The sequence below is a fragment of the Glutamicibacter sp. 363 genome (assembly GCF_052379505.1).
Lineage (GTDB): Bacteria > Actinomycetota > Actinomycetes > Actinomycetales > Micrococcaceae > Glutamicibacter.
This window is the reverse complement of sequence record NZ_JBQSYR010000015.1, coordinates 72,328-93,039: the sequence shown is the minus strand read 5'-3', so window position 1 is coordinate 93,039 and position 20,712 is coordinate 72,328. Positions and strand designations below refer to the sequence as shown.

The following is a 20,712-nucleotide window of genomic DNA, read 5'->3' as shown; positions in this document are numbered from 1 at the left end:
GGATCTTCTCCACCGGTTACCTCTGTTGTTCTCGAAGTGCTTGTTTAGTCTTGAGCAGTCTGCGAATCTCAACCTTGCGGTTGAGCTGTACCTCGGTGCGGAGTCTACGCTCCAACGTGCTGATCTCTCGGTCCAGTTTTCGGACCGCTTCTAGTCTCTCAGCAACCTCCGACATTGTTTCACTCGTCCGGATTTTCACCGGAGTGAGCGGTTCCAGCAACGCGGTGTAGAGAACTTGCAGATTGATCGCATTGGGGAGCGCCATTCGCTCTTGTCCGGTTGGTAACCATCCTGTCGAATAGTATCCGCTCAGCTTCGTAGCTCCCCCATCCACTAACTTATGAGCTGCAACCATACGAACGACGCCGTTACCACTACCCACTTCTGCTTTGGGTCTAGTGACTTCAAAAATCAACGGGCGCGGGATGGCTTTGTCGATGGCTGTCAGAACGCTGTCGGAAAGTTCGCCATTTTTCGTGTCTATCCTGAAAACGTCTATCTCCGAGATACCGTCCATCTCCGGAATGTTGACGGTATCAAGTGCAAGTTTGTAGCTCCAGATAACCCGTGAAACCTCGGCGACGAATTTTTCCTTAGTTCCCCCAGCTACAGGGCCCTGCGCGTAGAAGCGTTCTTTGGGAATGCGGGTGCCGACGGCCGCGGTCGCAGGCCAGGAGAAAAGTACATCAGCCATGTTTCACCTCCTTATTGGGATCAACGACTGCGATAAAGGCAATGAGTTCGAAATCATCTAAACCTGAGATGGTGTTCTTGAGCGCTGTAGTCACGCCGGATGTGAAGAGGCTGTCGATATCGTGTTCGTCATTACGTTCGATCATGGAGCTGATCGCATCGGTGAGAAGCTGCGAATAGACTCCCATTTCCGCCCCCTCAACGGTAGCCGCGTTGAACACGGCGACCGCGTCCAAAACTGGTGTGTCGAACGGACGGCAGCCGGCGCGCAACAGGTCGAGAAGGTGCTTAGCCTCCGTATGGTCGGAGATAACTTCACCCTGCTGATCGACATAGATCAAGTAGTAGGGGTGCAAGCGGTTACCGCGAGCGCCATCCTTGCCGCCTAGTTGTTCGGCATCGGTTTGGATGTTTCTCAATGCAAAAATGGCGCCTGGCTCCAAGCCTAGTTCTGAGTTCGCAGGGATAACGGCGTGTAGGCCTTTAGGTGTTCCAGCGAGGTTCCCGACTTGGCGGACGTACCCGAGCAGATCCATTCGAAAATCGTTGAGGCCTAAGTCAGTTATGGAGACCCCGGACCGTACGTCTTCGAGTTCGATGACGTCATCTTGAAGTTTACGCAGCTGTTCGCGCCGGTAGGACGCCTCAGCACTATTCGGTTCTAGGACGTTGTCATCTCCAGTTCCGGCAAGGTTGGCAATCCGCATGCGGTTTTCCACGCGGTCCTTAAGATTGATGTACTCGTCCAGACTGATATCCGGCCAGAAGTTAATAAGCTGGATGACAGAATTCTTCGACCCAATGCGATCGACACGTCCGAAGCGCTGAATGATACGTACTGGGTTCCAATGGATGTCGTAGTTGATGACGGTGTCGCAGTCTTGAAGGTTTTGGCCTTCGGAAATAACATCCGTGCCGATGAGAACGTCGATGTCTCCGGGATGTCCACTCATGGTCTCGCAACGATGTTTCGACACAGGAGAGAACATCGTCATAATCTGGCCGAAGTCATATCCAGTGCCCAGAGTCGTCTTCGCGCCGCTTTGTCCCCCGGTGATCAGTCCCGTGTGCAGACCAGCGGCAGCCAATGCGGGTCCAAGCTCTCGATAGAGATAGCCGGCGGTGTCTGCGAAAGCCGAAAAAATCAGGATCTTCTTGTTGCCTGGGTTGATCGGGTACATGGCTTTATTGGCAATGAGCTGCTTGAGCTTGATCAACTTCAAGTCCTGCTCCGGGGTGATAACGGCCATGGCGCTCATGAGTTCGCGAAGGGTCTCCCGATCATGCCAGAGATCAACTTTGTACCGTTCAATGTCAAGGTCCGCTGTGTCGATCAGAAGATCACCGACCATGAGCGCTTCAAGCCCTGCATTCTCGGAATCATCGATATCCAAATCGAGCTCAGAATCAACGGCGTCGCGATCATCGATTGGCATGGACGATGCCAACTGCTGCAACCGATTATCGACAGTGCACTCAACTTTGGCCAAAGTAATTCGAAACGCTTCAACGCTGGATTCCAAGCGTTTCAGCAGATTTACAGTCATCAGCTGCTTGATTCCCTGCTCGCGGCCGGCTTGACCTCCACCTGCTTGGAAATTCTCCGTGCTCTTAGACGGCTTGCCAATGTCCTCGTACTTAGAACGGCGCGATGGGAATACATAGCTCATTGGCGCGTAGACGCCAAGATTTAGGGTCTGAATCTGCTCAAAAATTTCATTAAAGCTTGGAGCAGTAGGCAAATTCGTTAGAGGCTCACGGATTGCCTGAGGCGCGAGCCGCTTGGGAAAAGCGCCGATGGCAGACGTGTCATAGAAAGCCTCGATGTGCTTGCGTGAGCGCGCGATCGTCACGGCATCGAGAAGTTCAAAGAAATCGAAGTCAAGCATCGTCAGGATACTTTCCGTAGTGCGTTCTTCAGCGTCAAGCATGGACCAGGTATTGAAGACGGTCTGCGCGTCCTTGAACACTTTCTCTACATTGGAGGAGAGATTCAAGCGAGTGCTGAGTTGTTCAGAGTCACCCTCATAGGCCAGCTGAAGCTGGTTCTTTAGGTCATTGAAACGGTTGTTCACCGGGGTCGCCGAGAGCATAAGAACTTTGGTCTTCACACCTTCTTGAATGACCTGACGCATGAGGCGCTGGTAGCGCGACTCTTTTTCCTCTGAATAGTCCGCGTTGCGAAAGTTATGGGACTCGTCAATAACAACGAGATCGTAATTACCCCAGTTGATTCGGTCGAGTTGCAGGCCACCGATGGACTGACCCTTGACGCGTGAGAGATCGGTATGCGCAAGTACATCGTAGTTGAACCGGTCCTCATGAAAGAGATTGGTCGTGTAGTTCGAGTTGTACGTGGTCCAGTTCTCAGCAAGCTTCTTCGGGCAAAGAACTAATACTGACTTGTTGCGTAGCTCGTAGTATTTAATCACTGCGAGTGCGCTGAAGGTCTTTCCAAGGCCGACGCTGTCGGCGAGTATGCATCCGTTGTAGGTTTCGAGCTTGTTGATTATGCCCGTTGCTGCGTCTCGCTGGAAGTTGTAGAGACTCTGCCACACCTTAGTGTCTTCGTACCCGGTACGGTCATTAGGCAAAGTATCCTCAGAAATATCGTCTAAGAACTCGGCGAAGAGGTTATAAAGAATAAGGAAATAGATCCGTGCTGGCGAATTCTCCGTATATACAGCTGCGATATGATCATGCACCGCTTGGGTGACGTCGGTGAGATGACCGGGTGTGTTCCAAATCTGATCAAAAGTGTCAAGGAACTGCTTAGTTTCAATTGTTCCTTCGGTTTTCGTGACCATATTCGACATAGCGTTGCCCTGCTCGTAGCCGAGGTCGGCCGTAGTGAAACCCTGCGGCGCAAAGTAGGCAGCCTGGTCGCCAGCGATCACCATGGGCTGCATCATCTGATCGGTGGAGTTTGAACGGAACGTAACCTTTTGGCGGACCCAGTTTGCACATTCTTTGGCGATGGCACGCTGTGTGAGTTTGTTGCGGAGTCTAATTTCGAAATCTGTGCCGTAGAGACTGGACTCTGCATGACCCACGGGAATGAAGAATTCACGGCGTTCCTTCCGAATCTTGTCACCCGCATCGGCCGGTCTGAAAGACGGAGACGTAAAAACAAACTCCAGTTCTTCTACTTGTTCAAGTTCTTCCCGAAGCGCTTCGAATGCAAAGATGGAAAACGTCGACGCGGCGATACGAACCTTCGCCCCTTTTCGGAGTTCGGTTTTGAGGTCATCGCCGAGACGTTCTGTTCTATTGCTAATTACGCGCACTTCTACCCCTTAACACACAGCATGCAAGCTACGGTCCGCTTGCCATTTCGATTCTATCCAGTCTGCTAGAAATAGAAGGATTACCGTATTTGATGAGATATGAACGTGTCTTAAGCGAGGAATCGATATTCGTTGCGCCCCTGGCTACTCGAGTTCCATCAGATGGCTTAAAACTTCAAGATCTCCAACTTCGATCAGTAATTGTAAGCTGTGTAAATTCTCAGCTCGCCAAAACAATATTGGTTACCGGTTGTGATGAGTCGGTAGCGAAGCCCAATCCAGATGGTTGCGTGCCCGCGGTCACCAGCTGGGCGCCGAGGGCTGCGACCATGCCCCCGTTATCCGTGCACAGCGAGAACGGCGGAACCACCAACGTAATGCCGGCCGAAGCGCAACGCGCCGCCAGTAGCTCGCGCAAACGAGTATTCGCCGCGACGCCCCCACCCAACAGCAAAGTCGTCAGCCCATTCTCCTGCATAGCGCGAACCGCCTTGGAGGTAATCACGTCCACTACCGCTTCCTGGAAAGATGCGGAAATATCCGCTACCGGGATCGGTTCCCCAGCCGCTTCGAAGTGTTCCACGCAGCGAGCCACCGCGGTCTTCAGACCCGAGAAAGAGAAGTTGTTGCGGTGCTTGCCCGGTTCTTCGGCGGAGCCCACGAACTTTGGCAGCGACAGCCCTCGCGGGAAACGGAAAGCCTTTTTGTCTCCGTCTTTGGCGGCCTTGTCGATGGCCGGTCCACCCGGATAGCCCAGACCCAGCAAGCGGGCGGTCTTGTCGTAGGCTTCGCCCGCCGCGTCATCGATGGTCGCACCGAGCAGCTGCACATCGTTGGTCAACGAGGTGACCTTCAAGATCTCGGTATGACCGCCGGAGACCAGCAGCGCCCCGAAGGTCGGTGGAAGAACCGTGCCTTCCAGCACGCCGACGCCCACATGCGCCACCAGGTGGTTGATGCCGTACAGCGGCTTGCCTGTGGCTAGCGCCAGCGCCTTCGCCGCGGCCACGCCCACCATCAACGCACCGGCTAGCCCAGGACCGCTGGTGACGGCAATCGCGTCGATTTCTTCAAGAGTTACGTCAGCTTCGGCGAGCGCCTGCTCCAAGGTGGGCACAAACGCTTCGAGGTGGGCTCGTGCTGCGATCTCCGGGATCACTCCCCCGAAGCGCACGTGTTCATCCATGGAGCTGGACACGGTGTTGGCCAGCAGCTGGGTGCCGCGCACGATCCCGATTCCTGTTTCATCGCAAGAGGATTCGATGCCCAGTACCAGTGGGTGCTGTGGGGTGCTCATTCGCTGGCCTCCGGAGTGTCGAGCGCGTGCAGTGGAAGGCGCATAATCAGCGCATCGATGCCGCCCTTGTAGTAGCGCGGGCGACGATGAATGGTCTCAAATCCCATGGACTCATAGAGTCCAATGGCTGAGGGGTTATCAAAGCGCACCTCGAGCATCAGATCCAAGGCACGGTTGGCCCGTGCAGTGGTGATCAGTTCCGTCAGCAGCGCACGGCCCAAACCCTGGCCTTGGTACTCGGGGATGATCGCGATGGTTTGCACGTCGGCAATGGGCAGCACGGTGCATAAGCCGGCGTAGCCGATGATCTTACCGGCGTCCTCATAGACCCAGTATTTTCGGGTCTCCAGCTGAGCCAGCTCGGCTTCGAATCCGGCCAGTGGCCAAGCGTCCTCGGGGAACAGCTGGGTTTCCAGCGTGTGGACTGCGGGAATGTCTTCGGATGTCATCTCGCGAAGGGTAATGCTCATGCCTTGGCCTTCTTCATGAACGCCGGTACCTGGGCATCTGATTCGCGCAGGTACTGCGGTGCGGTATCCGACAGATCGAGTCCAGATGCCAGGTCATCCATGCCGCGATGGGCCAGATGCCGTGCATCGATTACCCAGTCAAAGGAACGTTCCCGTGGCTGGCTACCAACGGACTCCAGCTGTTCCTTATACAAGCCAGCACCCACGCCATAAACCGGTAGCACAGGCAACTCAGTAGCAGCGGATACATGCGGACCGTCCAGCAGTTTACCCTCTGCGTCATAGCGCGCCCAGTACAGTTCCTTACGACGTGCATCCGAGGCCACCACGAATTCTTTCGGGTTCTCACCGGAACGAAGCACGCGTTCGGCGAGCGCATGCAGCGACATGATTCCATGGACCGGAACGTTCCAGACAAAGCCGAACGTGCGTGCAGCCACCAGGCCGACGCGCAGTCCGGTAAAAGGGCCAGGACCCACGCCAACGAAGATGCCAGCCAAGTTCTTGCCCTCTTCATTGTTCTCCTCCAGCATGTCCCGGACATAGCTGGCCAGAGTTTCGGTCTGGTCGTTGCCTTTCGGCGAGGTTCTCTGAGCGATTACTGAACCAGTGGTGTAATCGACCAGCGCCACCGAGGCGTGCGCCGAGGTGTCAATGGACAGATAGTTAGGCATGTGTTTCTCCCGAGTGCTGCAGTCCGATGGCCTGCAGCAACGCGTTTTTCAGTTCGGTGAAATTCTCTTCGGCCCAGCGCGGGCCTATGGCCTTGAGCGTGAAAAGGCGCGGTTCATCTAGCTCTTCGTCTGATTCTTCCCACGGGTTGCTCGCCGGAACGGCCCAGACCTCGCGGTCCAGCTGGATTTCCAGCCGTGAATCGCTCAGGTGCTCAACCTTGCCAAGACCCCACTCCACCACGGTGACCGAGTCGGCCAGGGTGGACTCCAGATCCAGGGTGTCCACGTCGCTATCCCCGTTGAGCCGGTAGGCATCCACATGAATCAGCCCCGGCCCATCGGCAAGCGACGGGTGCTGGCGGGCGAGGACGAAGGTGGGCGAGATGATTCCCTCGCGGACGTTCAGTCCTAGCCCGAGCGATTGGGTCAGGGTGGTCTTGCCGGCGCCAAGGGAACCGGTGAGGATCACCAAGTCCCCTGCGGACAAGTGACTGCCCAGTGCTTCGCCGAGCGCTTCGGTAGCGGTCAGGTCTTCGAGTTGGCAGCTGAATTCCAAAACTTTTCTAGTCACCGGCTTGGCCCCAGGTTCCCTCAACGTAGTAACGCGGTACGCGCGGCGAGATGCGGGTGACCATCTCGTAGTTGATGGTATTGGCCGCGTGCGCCCAGGTGGTCGCGGATTCTCCCCCTTCGCCGAAGATAATCGCTTCGGCCCCGAGGAATTGTTCAGGGTCAATATCCAGCCCCAGATCGATAACGCACTGGTCCATGGCGATCGTGCCGCGCACCGGGTAAGTTTTGCCGTGGATGGTGACCGGAGCACCGGTAGCCACGCGTGGAAGTCCATCGGCGTATCCCATCGGGATCAGCGCCAGATAGGTTTCTTTCGCGGTGAGGTAGCGCAGTCCGTAGGAGACGCCCTGCCCGGTGTTGACCTTCTTCACGTTGGCGACCTTGGTGACCAGCTTCATTGCCGGACGCAAACCATAGGTGGCCGGTGTTTCGCCTTCGAACGGGCTCAGCCCGTAGAGGCCCAGACCCAAGCGCACCATTTCGTGGTGCGAGTCCGGGCGGGAGAGGATCGCCGGGGTGTTGGCGACGTGGCGCATCTCCAGGTTGAAGCCGGCGGCCTCCACCATTTCGATGGCCTGATCGAAGACCTCAAGCTGCAGATCCGTTTCGGGGCGTTCGGGTTCATCGGCCACCGCAAGGTGCGAGAACACTCCCACAACGCGCAGCAGGCCCTCGGACTGGAACTTCGCTGAACGTTCCAGCAAGGAAGGCAGATCTGCCATGGTGGACCCGTTGCGTCCCAGCCCGGTATCCACCTTCAGGTGAATGCGCGCCGGGGTCTGCACCGCCTGCGCGGCGGCGGCGATCAGCTCCAGATCCCAGCCGGAGACTCCGAGGTCGATTCCCGCGGAGATGGCCTTTTCGAACGGGGTGTCATTGGTGTGCAGCCAGGCCAGCATGGGCGCCTCGATGCCCGCCTCGCGCAGGGCGAGGGCCTCGGCCACATGGGCGCAGCCAATCCAGCGTGCGCCGGCCTCCAGTGCCGCGGTAGCAACCGGCAATGCTCCGTGCCCGTAGCCGTCGGCCTTGACCACGGCCATGACTTTGGCCGGGGCCACCAGATCGGCGACTTGCTTGACGTTGCTGCGGATCGCGGACAGGTCGATTACTGCACGGCGTTCCCAACCAATGTAAGGAGCGGTGTCGCCTGCTTCCGGCGCGTTGATTTCCTCAAGAGATTCAGAGTTCACCAAACTATCTTCCCACTTTTCCGCAACCGATGCCGCGTCGCACCCCGCAGGCCGAGCCAACGGCGGTCCACAGGTTAAAGGTAAAGGGCCGCTGCGCTCAAAACATGTTTGAGACTAGCGGCCCTTGCGCGTTTGTGGGGGCGGTTAGCGGAGAGTTTTCAGTTCGTCGCGGATCTGCTCCAGCAGAGCAACCTGCGGGTCGACTTCGTCCTCTTCTTCGGTGATGCCGTGGCGGCGGTTCCTTGCCTCGGTCGCCTTCTGCATTGGCATAACCAAGACGAAGTAAACGGCCGCGGCGATCAGCAGGAAGTTGACCAAAGCGGTGATGAAGACACCGATCTTGATGTCATTTCCGTTGAGGGTAATGAGCAGGAAGCTGTCAAAGTTTGGCGAACCAACCAATGCAGCGATCAATGGCATGAGAATGTTCTCTACCAGAGCGGTAATCACGGCACCGAATGCGGCACCGATTACAACAGCAACCGCCAAATCGATGACGTTGCCCTTCATTATAAAATCGCGGAATCCCTTAAGCATGATTTGAGCATACACAGCAAAAACACAGCGAGAGCGGACATTTTGCGCGAAAACTTAAATTTTGTAAGAAATTCGGTTCCCGTTAGGAAGAATGTCTAGATTTTGCGAAGCAGCATCCGGTGCACCGAATGATCCGCGCTCTTGCGCAGCACCAACTGCGCACGGCCACGGGTAGGCAGCACATTTTCTTTCAAATTCGGTTCGTTGATGCGCTTCCAGATGCCGTGCGCCGTCTCGCGCGCCTCGTCGTCGGTCAACTGGGCATAACGGTGGAAGTAGCTCGCCGGGTCGGCGAAGGCGCCCGAGCGCAGGTTCATGAAACGCCGGATGTACCACTCTTCAATGTCCTTGGTCCGCGCGTCAACGTAGACGGAGAAGTCGAAGAAGTCGCTGAGCGCCAGGCCCACGGTTCCATCCGACCGGGTCCGCGCCGGCTGCAAGACGTTGAGCCCTTCGACGATCAGCACCTGCGGCGAGCGAATCACATTGCGCTCTTCGGGAATGATGTCGTAGGTCAGGTGCGAGTACACCGGGGCGCCGACTGCCGGAACACCGGACTTCACCGCCGAGACAAAGCGCAGCAGCGCGCGGCGGTCATAGGACTCCGGGAATCCCTTGCGGTCCATGATGCCGCGGCGCTCAAGCTCTGCATTGGGGTAAAGGAACCCGTCGGTGGTAATCAGCTGCACGTCCGGAGTTTCCGGCCAGCGGCGCAGCATGTCGCGAAGCACGCGGGCGGTGGTGGACTTGCCTACCGCCACCGAACCGGCGACGCCGATGACAAAGGGTGTGCGGCTCGTTTGCTCGCCGAGGAATGTCGTTGTTGCCCGGTGCGTTGCCCCGGCGCCTTGGACATAGAGGTACAGCAAACGGCTCAATGGCAGGTATACGTCGCGAATCTCATCGAGGTCCAACGCGTCGCCTAAACCGCGCAGCCGTTCAATATCCTCTTCGTTGAGGGGTTGTTCCATCTTGTTAGAGAGACGGGCCCAGGTCTCGCGCTCTAGCTCGACGAAGGGGGTAATCGGTGTCTCTAACGTTCCTTGTGGTTCCACGGAGACAAATTCTGCCAAGGATTACCCCAACAACCCAAACTTTGCCATCGCTTTCTTTGCACATGACCCATAAGTCGCGTTCTCCGGTGACCTATGACACGCGACTTTTTGAGTGATGCGCCACGATATCTCCCATCATTGGGGAATCAACCGGTACGCTTTTTCCTATGTGCGGAATTGTTGGATATGCGGGAGCGTCAAGCTCAGTCACCGATCACGGTGCACTTGACGTTCTAATTGAAGGTTTACGTCGGTTGGAGTACCGCGGTTATGACTCGGCCGGTGTTGCCGTGGTCGCCGATGGTGCCATTCACTCACGCAAGAAGGCTGGCAAACTTGTCAACCTGGAAAATGTTATCGCCGAGGAACCGTTGCCTGGGTCTCACACCGGTATCGGCCACACTCGGTGGGCCACCCACGGCGGGCCAAGCGACGGCAACGCCCACCCTCACCTGGCCGATGGCGGCAAGCTTGCAATGATCCACAACGGAATCATTGAGAACTTCGCGGGCATCAAGGCAAAGCTGGTAGCCGAAGGGGTCGAGCTCCTCTCGGACACCGATACCGAGGTTGCAGCGGCCCTGCTGGGCAAGCTCTACAGCACCGAAGCCAATGGGGATCTCACCCTGGCCATGCAGCTGGCCGTGAAGCACCTCGAAGGTGCCTTCACCCTGCTGGCAGTTCACCAAGACCACCCGGGCGTCGTCGTGGCAGCCCGCCGCAACTCCCCGCTCGTGCTGGGCCTGGGCGATGGCGAAAACTTCCTCGGTTCCGATGTCTCTGGCTTCATCGATTTCACCCGTCGTGCGGTGGAACTGGGCCAGGACCAGATCGTGACCATCACCCCGAATACCCACAGCATCACCGACTTCGACGGCAACCCTGCCGAAGGCAAGGAATTCCACGTTGACTGGGATGCAGCCAGCGCCGAAAAGGGCGGCTTCCCTTCCTTCATGGAGAAGGAAATCTTCGACCAGCCAGCCGCCGTGGCCGACACCCTCTTGGGCCGCTCGGACGCCGATGGCCGCCTGACCCTCGATGAGCTGCGCATCGATCCGGAAGAACTTTCCAAGATCTCCAAGATCGTTGTGCTCGCCTGCGGTACCAGCGCTTACGCCGGTTCCGTAGCCAAATACGCCATCGAATCCTGGTGCCGCATTCCGGTCGAGGTGGAGCTCTCACACGAGTTCCGCTACCGCGAGCCGATCGTTGACGAGAAGACCCTGATCGTTTCGATCTCGCAGTCCGGGGAAACCATGGACACCCTGATGGCCGTGCGCTATGCCAAGGAGCAGGGTGCAAAGACCATGTCGATCTGCAACACCAACGGGTCGACCATCCCGCGCGAATCCGACGCGGTGCTCTACACCCACGCCGGTCCGGAGATCGCGGTGGCTTCCACCAAGGCATTCCTGGCGCAGATCACCGCCACTTACCTGCTGGGCCTGTACCTGGCTCAGCTGCGCGGCAACCTCTTCCAGGGCCAGATCAAGGACATCTTGGCCGACCTGGGCAAGATCCCGGCGAAGATCCAGGACATCCTGGATCGCGCCGACGAGATCAAGGAACTTGCCCGCTCGATGGAAGACGCTTCCTCGGTGCTGTTCCTGGGCCGCCACGTCGGTTACCCGGTGGCCATGGAAGGCGCGCTGAAGCTCAAGGAGATCGCCTACATCCACGCCGAGGGCTTCGCCGCCGGCGAGCTGAAGCACGGTCCGATCGCCCTGATCGACGACGGCCAGCCGGTCTTCGTGGTGGTTCCTTCCCCTCGCGGCCGCGATTCGCTGCACTCGAAGGTTGTCTCGAACATCCAGGAGGTCCGCGCCCGTGGCGCCAAGACCCTGGTCATCGCCGAAGACGGCGATCACGATGTGAAGGACTACTCCGAGTGGGTCTTCTACGTCCCGGAGACTCCAACGCTGCTGATGCCGCTGCTGGCCACCGTGCCGCTGCAGCTCTTCGCTTGCGAACTTGCCTCGGCCAAGGGCTTCGACGTGGACCAGCCGCGAAACCTGGCCAAGTCGGTGACCGTGGAGTAATCCACTCTGCACCATAGAATCTTGCGGGCATCCCTTCGGGGGTGCCCGCAATTTTTTGTCTTCAAGGGCTCTGGATAGACTGGAGATCATGATTGCAGGAATCGGTGTCGACATTGTCGACGTGCCACGCTTTGGCCGACAGCTCGAACGCACCCCACGCCTGCGTGAACGACTCTTCACCGCGGTGGAACGAGATTTGCCGCTTCGCTCCCTGGCCGTGAGATTCGCCGCCAAGGAGGCCATCGCCAAGGCTCTGGGCGCCCCGGTAGGTATGAATTGGCAGGATTGCACCATCGCCAAGGACGAGGCCGGAGATCCGCAAGTGCTCATTCGCGGCACGGTTGCCGCAGCCAGTGAACTGCGCGGCATTACTTCCTGGCATCTGACCATGTCGCATGACGGCGATATGGCCGTGGCCATGGTTGTCGCCGAGCGATAAAACGACACGTTAGCAGTTAAAACGGGCGTATCACCGCTTGGGTGAGTAAAGTTTGTCTTATGATCCCTGTCTACAGTGTTGCGCAAGTCCGTGCGGTCGAGGCCCAAGAGATCTCCACACGTGGAAGTGAAGCGCTGATGCGCGCCGCCGCCGGTGAACTCGCCGCCGCGGCCGAGAGCATGCTGTCCCAAGCGCCAACGGCCACCGACACCCTGGTGGTCGCTCTGATCGGCCCGGGCAACAACGGCGGTGATGGGCTCTACGCCTTGGCCGAACTGGCACAGCGCGGCTACCAGACCCTCGCCCTGCAATGCACCGACACCTGCCACACCGAAGCCTTGAAGGCCTATACCGCTGCTTCCGGCACCGTGAAGCCGGTGGCAGCAGGCCAGTCCGAGCTGGCTGCGGCGGCCTTGGTCATCGATGCGATCTATGGAATTGGCTACCGCCCCGGGGCACAGCTGCCCCAGCTGCCCACCGGCGCACGCGTCCTGGCCTGCGATGTTCCCTCCGGGCTGGACTGCGAAACCGGCGTTGCCGATGACCAGGTGCTGCTTGCCGAGCGCACCATCACCTTCGGGGCGCTGAAAACCGGACTGATCTCCCGCGACGCACCCTTGGTGACCGGTGAGATTCAGGTGGCCGGCCTGGACTTTGATTTTTCCGCGCTCAGCCCGGAAACCGATTTGGTCGACGAGCTCTCGGCCCGTGCGCTGCTCGATGAGCACCGCAGCTGGCGGGACGCCGGGCGCCATAAGTACGAACGTGGCGTCCTCGGCCTCATTGCCGGCTCCGCGCTCTACCCCGGTGCCGCGCTGCTGACCGCACGGGCCGCGGTTGCCTGCGGTGCAGGCCTGCTGCGCACCCATGTACCCGGAGAGGTGCAGCCACTGCTGTCCATCGCCGCGCCGGAAACCGTTCCGCTGGATGACCAGCAGATCTCTGAGGCATTGTCTTTGGCTCGGCGCCACCTCCACGGGCGCGGGGCGAAGATTTCGGCCTGGGCCATTGGCCCGGGAATCGACAGCCGCACTCCCCCCACTGGGGTTATCGCCAACGTCTTCGAAAGCCGCCAGCCGGCGGTCATCGACGCCAGCGGGCTGGATGTGGTTCCCGCCGGGCCCAGCGAGCAGCCACGTGTGCTGACCCCGCATGCCAAGGAGCTTCGCATGCTGCTGCGCCGCGCCGGGGTGAGCGTCACCACCGAGGAAGTCGCCCAGGACCCGATCCGCTGGACCCGTTGGGTGGCCCTTGCCTACAACGCGGTGGTGCTGCTGAAGGGGCCGACCAGCTATGTGGTCGCCCCGGACGGTGCCAACCTCGTGGTCTGCCATGCGGCGGCCCAGCTGGCGACCGCAGGCTCTGGAGACGTGCTCACGGGCATTCTCGGCTACCTGCTCTCCGACAGCTCGCTGACGGGCATCCAGGGCCTGGAAACCGTCAGCAATGGCCGCCTGATGGAGCTCACCGCCTGCGCGGCTGTCATCCATGGCCATCTGGGCCGGGTGAGCGCCGCAGAGGGTACTGTGAGCGCCTCGCGCTTGATCGAAAACCTGCCGGCGGTTATGAAGGAATTCGGTTTCTAGGCAAAGCCTCTTAAATCAGAAAAATGTGGTCTCTGCGCGATACGCAGAGACCACATTTTCTTTTCAGGGATTACTTTTAGTCGAGCTCGAACTTCTCGCCGGGCCCGGTGATAACCCAGCCCTGCTCGCGCCACTTCGGGCGGTCCAGCACATTGCGCCCATCGATCAGCGCCCGGGTGCCGACAACCTCGCCGAGCTCTTGGGGGTCCAGCGCCCGGAATTCGTTCCATTCGGTCAGCAGCAGTACCAGGTCCGCGGCCTTCGCCGCCTCGCGCCAGGAATCCACATAGTTCAGCCGCGGGAAACGTCCGGCCGCGTTCTTATTGCCCTCCGGGTCATAGACCGAAACCTCGGCCCCGGAGTTGTACAGCCGCACCGCGATATCCAGCGCCGGCGAGTCGCGCACGTCGTCGCTGTCGGGCTTGAAGGTCACCCCGAGCACGCAGATCCGCTTGCCCGCCAGCTGCTCCCCCAGGATCGAGGAGGCCAGCGAAACCACGCGGTCGCGGCGGCGCAGGTTGATCTGGTCCACCTCGGCGAGGAAGCCCATGGTCTGGCTCAGGCCCAGCTCGCTGACCCGGGCCTGGAGGGCGCGGATGTCCTTGGGCAGGCAGCCGCCGCCGAATCCGACGCCGGCGTTGAGGAATTTGCGTCCAATGCGCGCATCGTGGCCGATCGCGTCGGCCAGCGTCTTAATGTCCCCGCCGACGTTCTCGGTGACCTCGGCGAAGGCGTTGATGAAGGAGATCTTGGTGGCCAGGAACGCGTTGGCGGCCACCTTGACCAGCTCTGAGGTTTCCAGGTCGGTGACGACCTCGGGGGTGCCGGCGGCGAGGATCGGTGCGTAGACCTCGCGCAGCTTGCCCAGCGCACTCTCATCCGCCAGGCCGTAGACCAGGCGGTCCGGTGTCAGTGTGTCCTTCACGGCGAAGCCCTCGCGCAGGAACTCCGGGTTCCAGGCCAGGGTGATCTTGCTTTCCGGGCTCGCGGTGGCTTCGATGCGTTCGGCCAGCCGGCGCGCGGTGCCCACGGGCACCGTGGATTTGCCCACGATCAGCGCCTCGCCGCTGATGTGTTCCACCAGGGAGTCAACCGCCGCATCGACGTAGCTCATATCCGCGGACTGGGAGTCCGCGCGCTGCGGGGTGCCGACGGTGACGAAGTGGATGTCGGCCAGTTCGGCCACCTGCGCGTAGGAGTCGGTGAACCGCAGGCGCCCTCTGGAGACATGCTTGCGCAGCAGCTCGGGCAGGCCCGGCTCGTGGAAGGGTAGGATCCCGGCCGCCAGTGCCTGGAGCTTCTCCGGATTAACATCCAGGCCGATGACCTCATAGCCCAGTTCTGCCATGCACGCTGCATGGGTTGCACCAAGATAGCCGGTGCCGATGACGCTGATACGCAAAGTCACGAAGTACTACTCCCCAGATATCTAACCCAATAACTACTAGTTAGCATGCCACACCCCCGCACCATGATCCCTGCGGGAACGCGGTACGGGGGTGTGAGTTTTCTTGATGTTTACTGGGTGGTTGCCTTAAAGCGCCAGGTGCGTTGCCACGGCGCCGGCCAGCAGCTCCGCTTCGAGCTGGGCCTGGTCCTGAGTGGCGGCCTCGACCATCACGCGCACCACTGGCTCGGTGCCCGAGGGGCGCAAGAGCACCCGTCCGGTGGAACCCAGGCGGGCCTCGGTCCCGGCGATCTCATTGAGCAGCGGTTCGCACTCGGCAACCCCTGCCTTGTCCACGCCGCGCACATTGATCAGCACCTGCGGCAGCACGGTGAGCACGGAGGCAAGCTCCTTGAGGGTCTTGCCGGTGGCCTTCACACGGGCTGCCAGCAGCAGGCCGGTCAGCACGCCGTCACCGGTGGTGGCGTACTTGCTGAAGATGACATGGCCGGACTGCTCGCCGCCCAGCGAGTAGTTGCCTTCGCGCATGCCTTCGAGCACGTAGCGGTCTCCGACACCGGTCTGCTTGAGCGTGATGCCGGCTTCTTCCATGGCGATCTTCAAACCGAGATTGCTCATCACGGTGGCCACCAGGGTGTCATCCACCAGTTCGCCGCGGGCCTTCAGGTCGATGGCCATCACGGCCATGATCTGATCCCCGTCAACGACGGTGCCCTCGTGGTCCACCGCGAGGCAGCGGTCCGCGTCGCCGTCGTGTGCGATGCCCAGGTCCGCACCGTGCTCGAGCACGGCGGCCTGGAGCTTTTCCAGGTGGGTGGAGCCGTAGCCGTCATTGATGTTGATGCCATCTGGCTCGGCGCCGATGACAATGACCTCTGCGCCGGCATTCTTGAATACCTCTGGCGAGCAGCCCGAAGCCGCGCCGTGGGCGCAGTCCAAGACCACCTTGACGCCTTCGAGGCGGTTTGGCATAGCCGCCAGCAGGTGCATGATGTAGCGGTCCTCGGCGTCGGAGAAACGCGAGATCCGTCCTACGGCGCCGCCGGTAGGGCGCGGGTTCGGCATGTCCAGGCAGGCTTCGATCGCGTCTTCCAACGCGTCGTCCAGCTTCTTGCCTCCCCGGGCCAGGAACTTGATGCCGTTATCCGGCGCGGCATTATGCGAGGCGGAGATCATCACGCCGAAGTCGGCGTTGAGATCACCGACCAGGAATGCGGCGGCCGGAGTCGGCAACGTGCCCGCATCCTTAACGTCAACACCGGAAGCGGCCAGACCAGCCTCGATCGCGGCGGAGAGGAAGTCGCCGCTGATACGCGGATCCTTCGCCACCACGGCAACCGGCTTGCGTCCGTCTTCCGACTGACTTAAACCAAGAACCACCGAAGCTGCTTGCGCTAGATCCAGCGCCAGCTCGGGGGTTAACAACTCGTTTGCTTTTCCTCGGACCCCATCGGTCCCAAATAACCTTGCCATCATCGTCAATCATAAGCCCTGCGCATCGATTTACCCGTGCACATGTGAGCTTTGGAACGCTATGTGAGAAAACTTTAATGGCCAAGAGGTCACAAAGGGGCTTTAAACGGCCAAAGGCCCGCATCCGAAGATGCGGGCCTTTGGGAAACCTGTGGGTAAGGTTTAGCGCTTCGAGAACTGCGAAGCCTTGCGGGCCTTCTTGAGACCAGCCTTCTTGCGCTCGATGACGCGTGCGTCACGAGTCAAGTAGCCGGCCTTCTTCAGCGCCGCGCGGTTTGCATCGCGATCGATCTCGTTCAGCGAGCGGGCAATGCCAAGACGCAATGCGCCGGCCTGGCCGGAGATGCCGCCACCGTGGATACGGGCGATAACATCGTATGCGCCTTCTAGACCCAGAACCTTGAATGGCTCGTTAACATCCTGCTGGTGCAGCTTGTTAGGGAAGAAGTTTTCCAGGGTGCGGCCGTTGACGACCCAGTTGCCCGAGCCTGGGATCAGGCGAACGCGGGCAATAGCCTGCTTGCGGCGGCCTACTGCGCCACCTGGAACGGTTAGTGGAGCGCGCTCGGTGTCGGCTACGACGGTCGATGCAGCGGTCTCGGTGGTGTAAGTCGAAGGGGTTTCGCCTTCGAATTCGGTGGTCTCTTCAGCGTTCTCAGCCACGATAATCTCCTATTAAGTCTTTGTTCTCGGGGCCAGTACTACTGAGCGACCTGGCTGATTTCCAGTACCTTTGGAGCCTGAGCAGCGTGTGGGTGCTCGGCGTCGCGGTATACCTTCAGCTTGGACAGCTGAGCGTCGGAAAGCTTGTTCTTTGGCAGCATGCCCTTGATGGCCTTCTCGACGGCCAGAACTGGGTTCTTCTCAAGGAGCTCGGCGTAGTTAACGCTCTTCAGACCGCCCGGGAAGCCCGAGTGACGGTAGGCGCGCTTGTCCTTCAGCTTCTTACCGGTCAGGGCGACCTTCTCGGCGTTGATGATGATGACATGGTCGCCCATGTCCATGTGAGCTGCGAAGGTTGGCTTATGCTTGCCGCGCAGCAGGGTTGCGGCCTGGACGGCGAGACGGCCGAGTACTACGTCGGTGGCGTCAATGACAAACCACTGACGAGTCTGGTCAGCCGGCTTAGGGGTGTACGTACGCACAGTAATTGCCTTACGTTGATTCGTTTCTGGTCAAACAGTCGCAGGTATCGAGGCGTGAGATCCTCCAGTGACGAGCACTGTCGTGTTGTTCTTGTGCTTAGACCAGTACGTCAGGTGAGGACTGATGATGACCGGCCGTCCATATATTGTTCGCACACCCAGCAGACCAGCGACTATGCAACTAAGCCGTCACGCTTGGGCGTGTAGTGTCGAACGTGGACATACACAACTCATAAAAGTTTAGCCGATTAACACTCAGACGACCAAAACAAAGGTGCCTCTAGGTGAGCAATGACACCCGAAGGGTCATTAATCGAGGTCTTTTAATGAATCCTTCTGCGAAACGTCGCGTCTTGCCCTGGTGAGTGCCGCTCGCTCGGCGAGCTCGTGGTCATCAGGATAGTAGACCTCTTCGAGCACCAACGCGTGCGGATGAGCCAGAATCGACTTCGAATCGCGCACCATCAGCGCCAGGCGTTCGGCCAGAAAACCAGGCTCTTCCCTGCCGCTGGCCACACGCAGCGCCGCCCCGATCAGCGAACGCACCATATTGTGGCAAAACGCGTCGGCCTTCAAATGCACCATGATGTTCCCATCCTCGGCACGGCTGAATTCGAACTCCTGCAGCGTGCGGATGGTGGTGGCCCGCGGGCGCGGCTTGCAGTAGGAGAGGAAGTCGTGGCGTCCGAGGACCGACCGGGCCTCGGCGTTCAACAGGTCGATGTTGATGTCTTCGCGGTACCACATGGTCAGCTGCCGGCTCAGTGGATCCCAGCGGTGGATGCCGTCGGCAATCCGGTAGGAGTAGCGACGGGCCAAGGCGGAGAAACGTGCGTCGAAACCCTCGGCGGCCTTGGCCACTTCATGGACCCACACGGCCTTATCTTGGCGGCCCAAGAGGCCATTGATGCGGCGCAGAAGCGCCGGGCCCGGTAACAGATCCGAATTGCGCGGCAGCGCCAGGTATTCTTCCTCGGTCAGATCGAAGTGGACTACCTGCCGGCGCGCGTGCACCCCGGCATCGGTGCGTCCGGCGACGACCACCCGGACCAGGCGGCGGATCAGGGTTTCCAGTGCCTCTTCGACCAGCTGCTGCACACCGACGACATTGGGCTGCCGCGCCCAGCCGTTGTAGGCTGCGCCGTCGTAGCCAAGCACCATGCGCATGCGGATCAGCGCCGGGGACGAACTAGTACCCAGAGCGGTGGTACCGAATGGATCAATGATCTCTGACTGCGAATTCATGCTTTCAATTATCCCTTGGAACAAGAGTGAATCGCGAACCGAAGCCCCAACCGCAGCTGGACATGCTCTTTCTACCGCATTTTGACCTGCCCGCAGCACTGCGATCCGCGCGCTCTGCAGTCCTCCAGCCAAGTGCCGCAGGGAGCGAATGAACCTGTTCGGCAGGCAGGGCATGCCAAGACGCCCCCGCATATCGATTCCGTTCACTGCGGAACATTGCTGCCGCACGCTTGTGGTCGTAATTCACGACTTAATCGCCGCAGCCGTCATCAGTCCACGATGCTCGCGTTCCGTCGTCCACATGGCAGGGTTTACCTATTTATCCACGGTTGGATACGGCGTATCATCATGACTATGAGCGGCGCGATGAACTACATCCGGAAGGATCTGGAGTCGACGGTACAGATCTTCTTGGACAAACACGGTGGCAGCATGGCACCCCGAGATTTCTTGCGCGTAGTTTCGGATGTGTCAGATAGCATCAGCGAACCGTTGACCGAGGGCGAACGTAATTTCCTGCTGGAGAACACAGACCTGTCAGAGGCCGATTTAAGCCCTGAAGGACGGCTGAAGTCCGATTTGATCGTCCTAGACGCCCAAGCAAAATCACTGGATCTGGTGGAGAAATCCGCCTACACCACCGCTGAAGTTGCGCGGATCGTTGGTCGGGACGAGGCGAATGTGCGCCGCGCGAAAGCAAAGGGTGACTATTTCGCGCTAGCTCGAAGTGAAGGGAAACAATCCCTGTTCCCGAAATGGCAGTTCACCAGCGAGGGCGTGGTCCCCGGACTGCGGGAACTGATTCCCGCTTTCCCGCGTTTCTATCACCCGCTGGCGATCGAAACCGTAATGACCCAATCCAATGAGGACTATCTCGGAGGGCGCTCCCCTGCGGATTGGCTTATTACCGGTGGTGCACTTGAAGCCGTACTGGAATTGGTTTCTCATTTGGAATTCGAGTGACTGCCAAGGCACCGAAGAATCCTCGCAAGCCACCTGTGCCGCCCACCCGGCTCCCCCATGATTTGAGGATTTGGCAAGGACCTCTGTGGAGAATACACACAAGTTCCGGAGCCTTCGGCGCACCATGGAACAACCTGCGCGAGTACGGTCCAATCAAGGCTTTCAGATGGGAGCCTCATCCTCTCCCGGTAAATGTTCATCCCGGGCTTGGAGTCTCCTACACAACTCCTAGTTACGTCACCGCTTTTGCCGAGGTCTTTCAGACAGCTCGCGCGATTTCCTTCGACAAGAGCCGAACACTCTCCGCGTGGTCGCCGATACGCCCACTTCATCTCCTTGATTTGACTACATCTACGTGGCTACTGAGACATCGGTCCTCGGCTTCCTTGAATGGACAGCCCAAGAATGTTTGCCGAGCGTGGGCTAAGGAGATCAACCTGCAGCTTGGCGCTGACATTGACGGCATCTACGTGAATTCAACGATGGTTGGTATGCCCATGGTGGTTCTCTTTTCGCGCGCGCGTACCGCTTTCCCGATGGCACCCGCTTTTTCCCGGAACCTGACCCACATTGATGTGTTGACCATGGCGCGCAAAGCCTCGGTACAACTGGGGTGGCCTATCGTCTGAATGAACGCC

The 20,712-nt window shown here is 59.3% G+C and carries 19 protein-coding genes; 5 read left to right on the top strand and 14 right to left on the bottom strand.

Annotated elements, in window-relative coordinates; translation table 11 throughout:
• Positions 1-16: 16 nt before the first annotated feature.
• The 9 genes from ACT3UA_RS10960 to coaA all read right to left on the bottom strand — a co-directional run bounded on the left by ACT3UA_RS10960 (position 17) and on the right by coaA (position 9,776).
• Entirely contained in the window at positions 17-694 is a 678-nt protein-coding gene (locus tag ACT3UA_RS10960) for a DUF4391 domain-containing protein (protein ID WP_096283601.1), read from the bottom strand.
• Positions 687-3,980 carry a helicase-related protein gene (locus tag ACT3UA_RS10955; protein WP_096283603.1) on the bottom strand — a complete coding sequence of 1,098 codons (3,294 nt, stop codon included), beginning with the start codon at positions 3,978-3,980 and terminating at the stop codon, positions 687-689. Before ACT3UA_RS10955 ends, ACT3UA_RS10960 begins: the two co-directional genes overlap by 8 nt.
• A 220-nt stretch (positions 3,981-4,200) precedes the next feature.
• Entirely contained in the window at positions 4,201-5,277 is a 1,077-nt protein-coding gene (gene tsaD, locus ACT3UA_RS10950) for a tRNA (adenosine(37)-N6)-threonylcarbamoyltransferase complex transferase subunit TsaD (RefSeq protein ID WP_096283605.1), read from the bottom strand.
• Entirely contained in the window at positions 5,274-5,747 is a 474-nt protein-coding gene (gene rimI / locus ACT3UA_RS10945; protein WP_096283607.1) for a ribosomal protein S18-alanine N-acetyltransferase, read from the bottom strand. Before rimI ends, tsaD begins: the two co-directional genes overlap by 4 nt.
• Positions 5,744-6,421 (bottom strand): tRNA (adenosine(37)-N6)-threonylcarbamoyltransferase complex dimerization subunit type 1 TsaB, encoded by a 678-nt coding sequence (gene tsaB, locus ACT3UA_RS10940; protein ID WP_096283609.1) that lies wholly within the window; start codon positions 6,419-6,421, stop codon positions 5,744-5,746. The genes rimI and tsaB overlap by 4 nt, the downstream gene beginning before the upstream one ends.
• The gene (gene tsaE, locus ACT3UA_RS10935; protein WP_096283611.1) at positions 6,414-6,992 is read right to left on the bottom strand and encodes a tRNA (adenosine(37)-N6)-threonylcarbamoyltransferase complex ATPase subunit type 1 TsaE; all 579 of its coding nucleotides are present in this window, start codon (positions 6,990-6,992) and stop codon (positions 6,414-6,416) included. Before tsaE ends, tsaB begins: the two co-directional genes overlap by 8 nt.
• The gene (gene alr, locus ACT3UA_RS10930; protein WP_096283613.1) at positions 6,985-8,184 is read right to left on the bottom strand and encodes an alanine racemase; all 1,200 of its coding nucleotides are present in this window, start codon (positions 8,182-8,184) and stop codon (positions 6,985-6,987) included. The genes tsaE and alr overlap by 8 nt, the downstream gene beginning before the upstream one ends.
• A 144-nt stretch (positions 8,185-8,328) precedes the next feature.
• Positions 8,329-8,721: a large conductance mechanosensitive channel protein MscL gene (gene mscL / locus ACT3UA_RS10925; protein WP_096283772.1), complete on the bottom strand. Its 393-nt coding sequence runs from the start codon at positions 8,719-8,721 to the stop codon at positions 8,329-8,331.
• Positions 8,722-8,816: 95 nt separating this feature from the next.
• Positions 8,817-9,776, bottom strand: coding sequence for a type I pantothenate kinase (coaA, locus tag ACT3UA_RS10920; RefSeq protein ID WP_096283774.1), 960 nt, complete (start codon positions 9,774-9,776; stop codon positions 8,817-8,819).
• Between the two features lie 167 nt (positions 9,777-9,943).
• Between coaA and glmS the strand changes: the two genes are divergently transcribed.
• From glmS to ACT3UA_RS10905, 3 genes are all read left to right on the top strand, one after another.
• On the top strand, positions 9,944-11,815 hold the full coding sequence (gene glmS / locus ACT3UA_RS10915) for a glutamine--fructose-6-phosphate transaminase (isomerizing) (RefSeq protein ID WP_096283615.1): 1,872 nt from the start codon (positions 9,944-9,946) through the stop codon (positions 11,813-11,815).
• A gap of 88 nt (positions 11,816-11,903) precedes the next feature.
• Positions 11,904-12,254 carry a holo-ACP synthase gene (locus tag ACT3UA_RS10910; protein ID WP_096283617.1) on the top strand — a complete coding sequence of 117 codons (351 nt, stop codon included), beginning with the start codon at positions 11,904-11,906 and terminating at the stop codon, positions 12,252-12,254.
• 59 nt (positions 12,255-12,313) lie between these two features.
• Entirely contained in the window at positions 12,314-13,840 is a 1,527-nt protein-coding gene (locus ACT3UA_RS10905; protein WP_096283619.1) for an NAD(P)H-hydrate dehydratase, read from the top strand.
• Between the two features lie 76 nt (positions 13,841-13,916).
• On the opposite strand, the gene ACT3UA_RS10900 is transcribed toward ACT3UA_RS10905, so the two are convergent.
• The 5 genes from ACT3UA_RS10900 to truA form a co-directional block, all read right to left on the bottom strand.
• Positions 13,917-15,248, bottom strand: coding sequence for a UDP-glucose dehydrogenase family protein (locus ACT3UA_RS10900; protein WP_096283621.1), 1,332 nt, complete (start codon positions 15,246-15,248; stop codon positions 13,917-13,919).
• A 126-nt stretch (positions 15,249-15,374) separates the two neighbouring features.
• Positions 15,375-16,721, bottom strand: a complete 1,347-nt coding sequence (gene glmM, locus ACT3UA_RS10895; protein ID WP_096283776.1) for a phosphoglucosamine mutase — start codon at positions 16,719-16,721, stop codon at positions 15,375-15,377.
• 162 nt (positions 16,722-16,883) lie between these two features.
• Positions 16,884-17,384, bottom strand: a complete 501-nt coding sequence (gene rpsI / locus ACT3UA_RS10890; protein ID WP_096283623.1) for a 30S ribosomal protein S9 — start codon at positions 17,382-17,384, stop codon at positions 16,884-16,886.
• Between the two features lie 38 nt (positions 17,385-17,422).
• On the bottom strand, positions 17,423-17,866 hold the full coding sequence (rplM, locus tag ACT3UA_RS10885; protein WP_096283625.1) for a 50S ribosomal protein L13: 444 nt from the start codon (positions 17,864-17,866) through the stop codon (positions 17,423-17,425).
• Positions 17,867-18,175: 309 nt separating this feature from the next.
• The gene (gene truA / locus ACT3UA_RS10880; RefSeq protein ID WP_444616407.1) at positions 18,176-19,033 is read right to left on the bottom strand and encodes a tRNA pseudouridine(38-40) synthase TruA; all 858 of its coding nucleotides are present in this window, start codon (positions 19,031-19,033) and stop codon (positions 18,176-18,178) included.
• A gap of 159 nt (positions 19,034-19,192) precedes the next feature.
• On the opposite strand from truA, the gene ACT3UA_RS10875 reads away from it, so the two are divergent.
• Both ACT3UA_RS10875 and ACT3UA_RS10870 read left to right on the top strand, forming a co-directional pair.
• Positions 19,193-20,074, top strand: a complete 882-nt coding sequence (locus ACT3UA_RS10875) for a hypothetical protein (protein ID WP_141393451.1) — start codon at positions 19,193-19,195, stop codon at positions 20,072-20,074.
• Positions 20,071-20,703, top strand: a complete 633-nt coding sequence (locus tag ACT3UA_RS10870; protein WP_176484078.1) for an RES family NAD+ phosphorylase — start codon at positions 20,071-20,073, stop codon at positions 20,701-20,703. Before ACT3UA_RS10875 ends, ACT3UA_RS10870 begins: the two co-directional genes overlap by 4 nt.
• Positions 20,704-20,712: the final 9 nt, after the last annotated feature.

Coding starts and splice junctions, on each gene's coding strand:
- ACT3UA_RS10960 (WP_096283601.1), bottom strand. CDS start 694: ATGGCTGATGTACTTTTCTCCTGGCCTGCGACCGCGGCCGTCGGCACC.
- tsaD (WP_096283605.1), bottom strand. CDS start 5,277: ATGAGCACCCCACAGCACCCACTGGTACTGGGCATCGAATCCTCTTGC.
- rimI (WP_096283607.1), bottom strand. CDS start 5,747: ATGAGCATTACCCTTCGCGAGATGACATCCGAAGACATTCCCGCAGTC.
- tsaB (WP_096283609.1), bottom strand. CDS start 6,421: ATGCCTAACTATCTGTCCATTGACACCTCGGCGCACGCCTCGGTGGCG.
- mscL (WP_096283772.1), bottom strand. CDS start 8,721: ATGCTTAAGGGATTCCGCGATTTTATAATGAAGGGCAACGTCATCGAT.
- glmS (WP_096283615.1), top strand. CDS start 9,944: ATGTGCGGAATTGTTGGATATGCGGGAGCGTCAAGCTCAGTCACCGAT.
- ACT3UA_RS10910 (WP_096283617.1), top strand. CDS start 11,904: ATGATTGCAGGAATCGGTGTCGACATTGTCGACGTGCCACGCTTTGGC.
- ACT3UA_RS10905 (WP_096283619.1), top strand. CDS start 12,314: ATGATCCCTGTCTACAGTGTTGCGCAAGTCCGTGCGGTCGAGGCCCAA.
- glmM (WP_096283776.1), bottom strand. CDS start 16,721: ATGGCAAGGTTATTTGGGACCGATGGGGTCCGAGGAAAAGCAAACGAG.
- truA (WP_444616407.1), bottom strand. CDS start 19,033: ATGCGCATGGTGCTTGGCTACGACGGCGCAGCCTACAACGGCTGGGCG.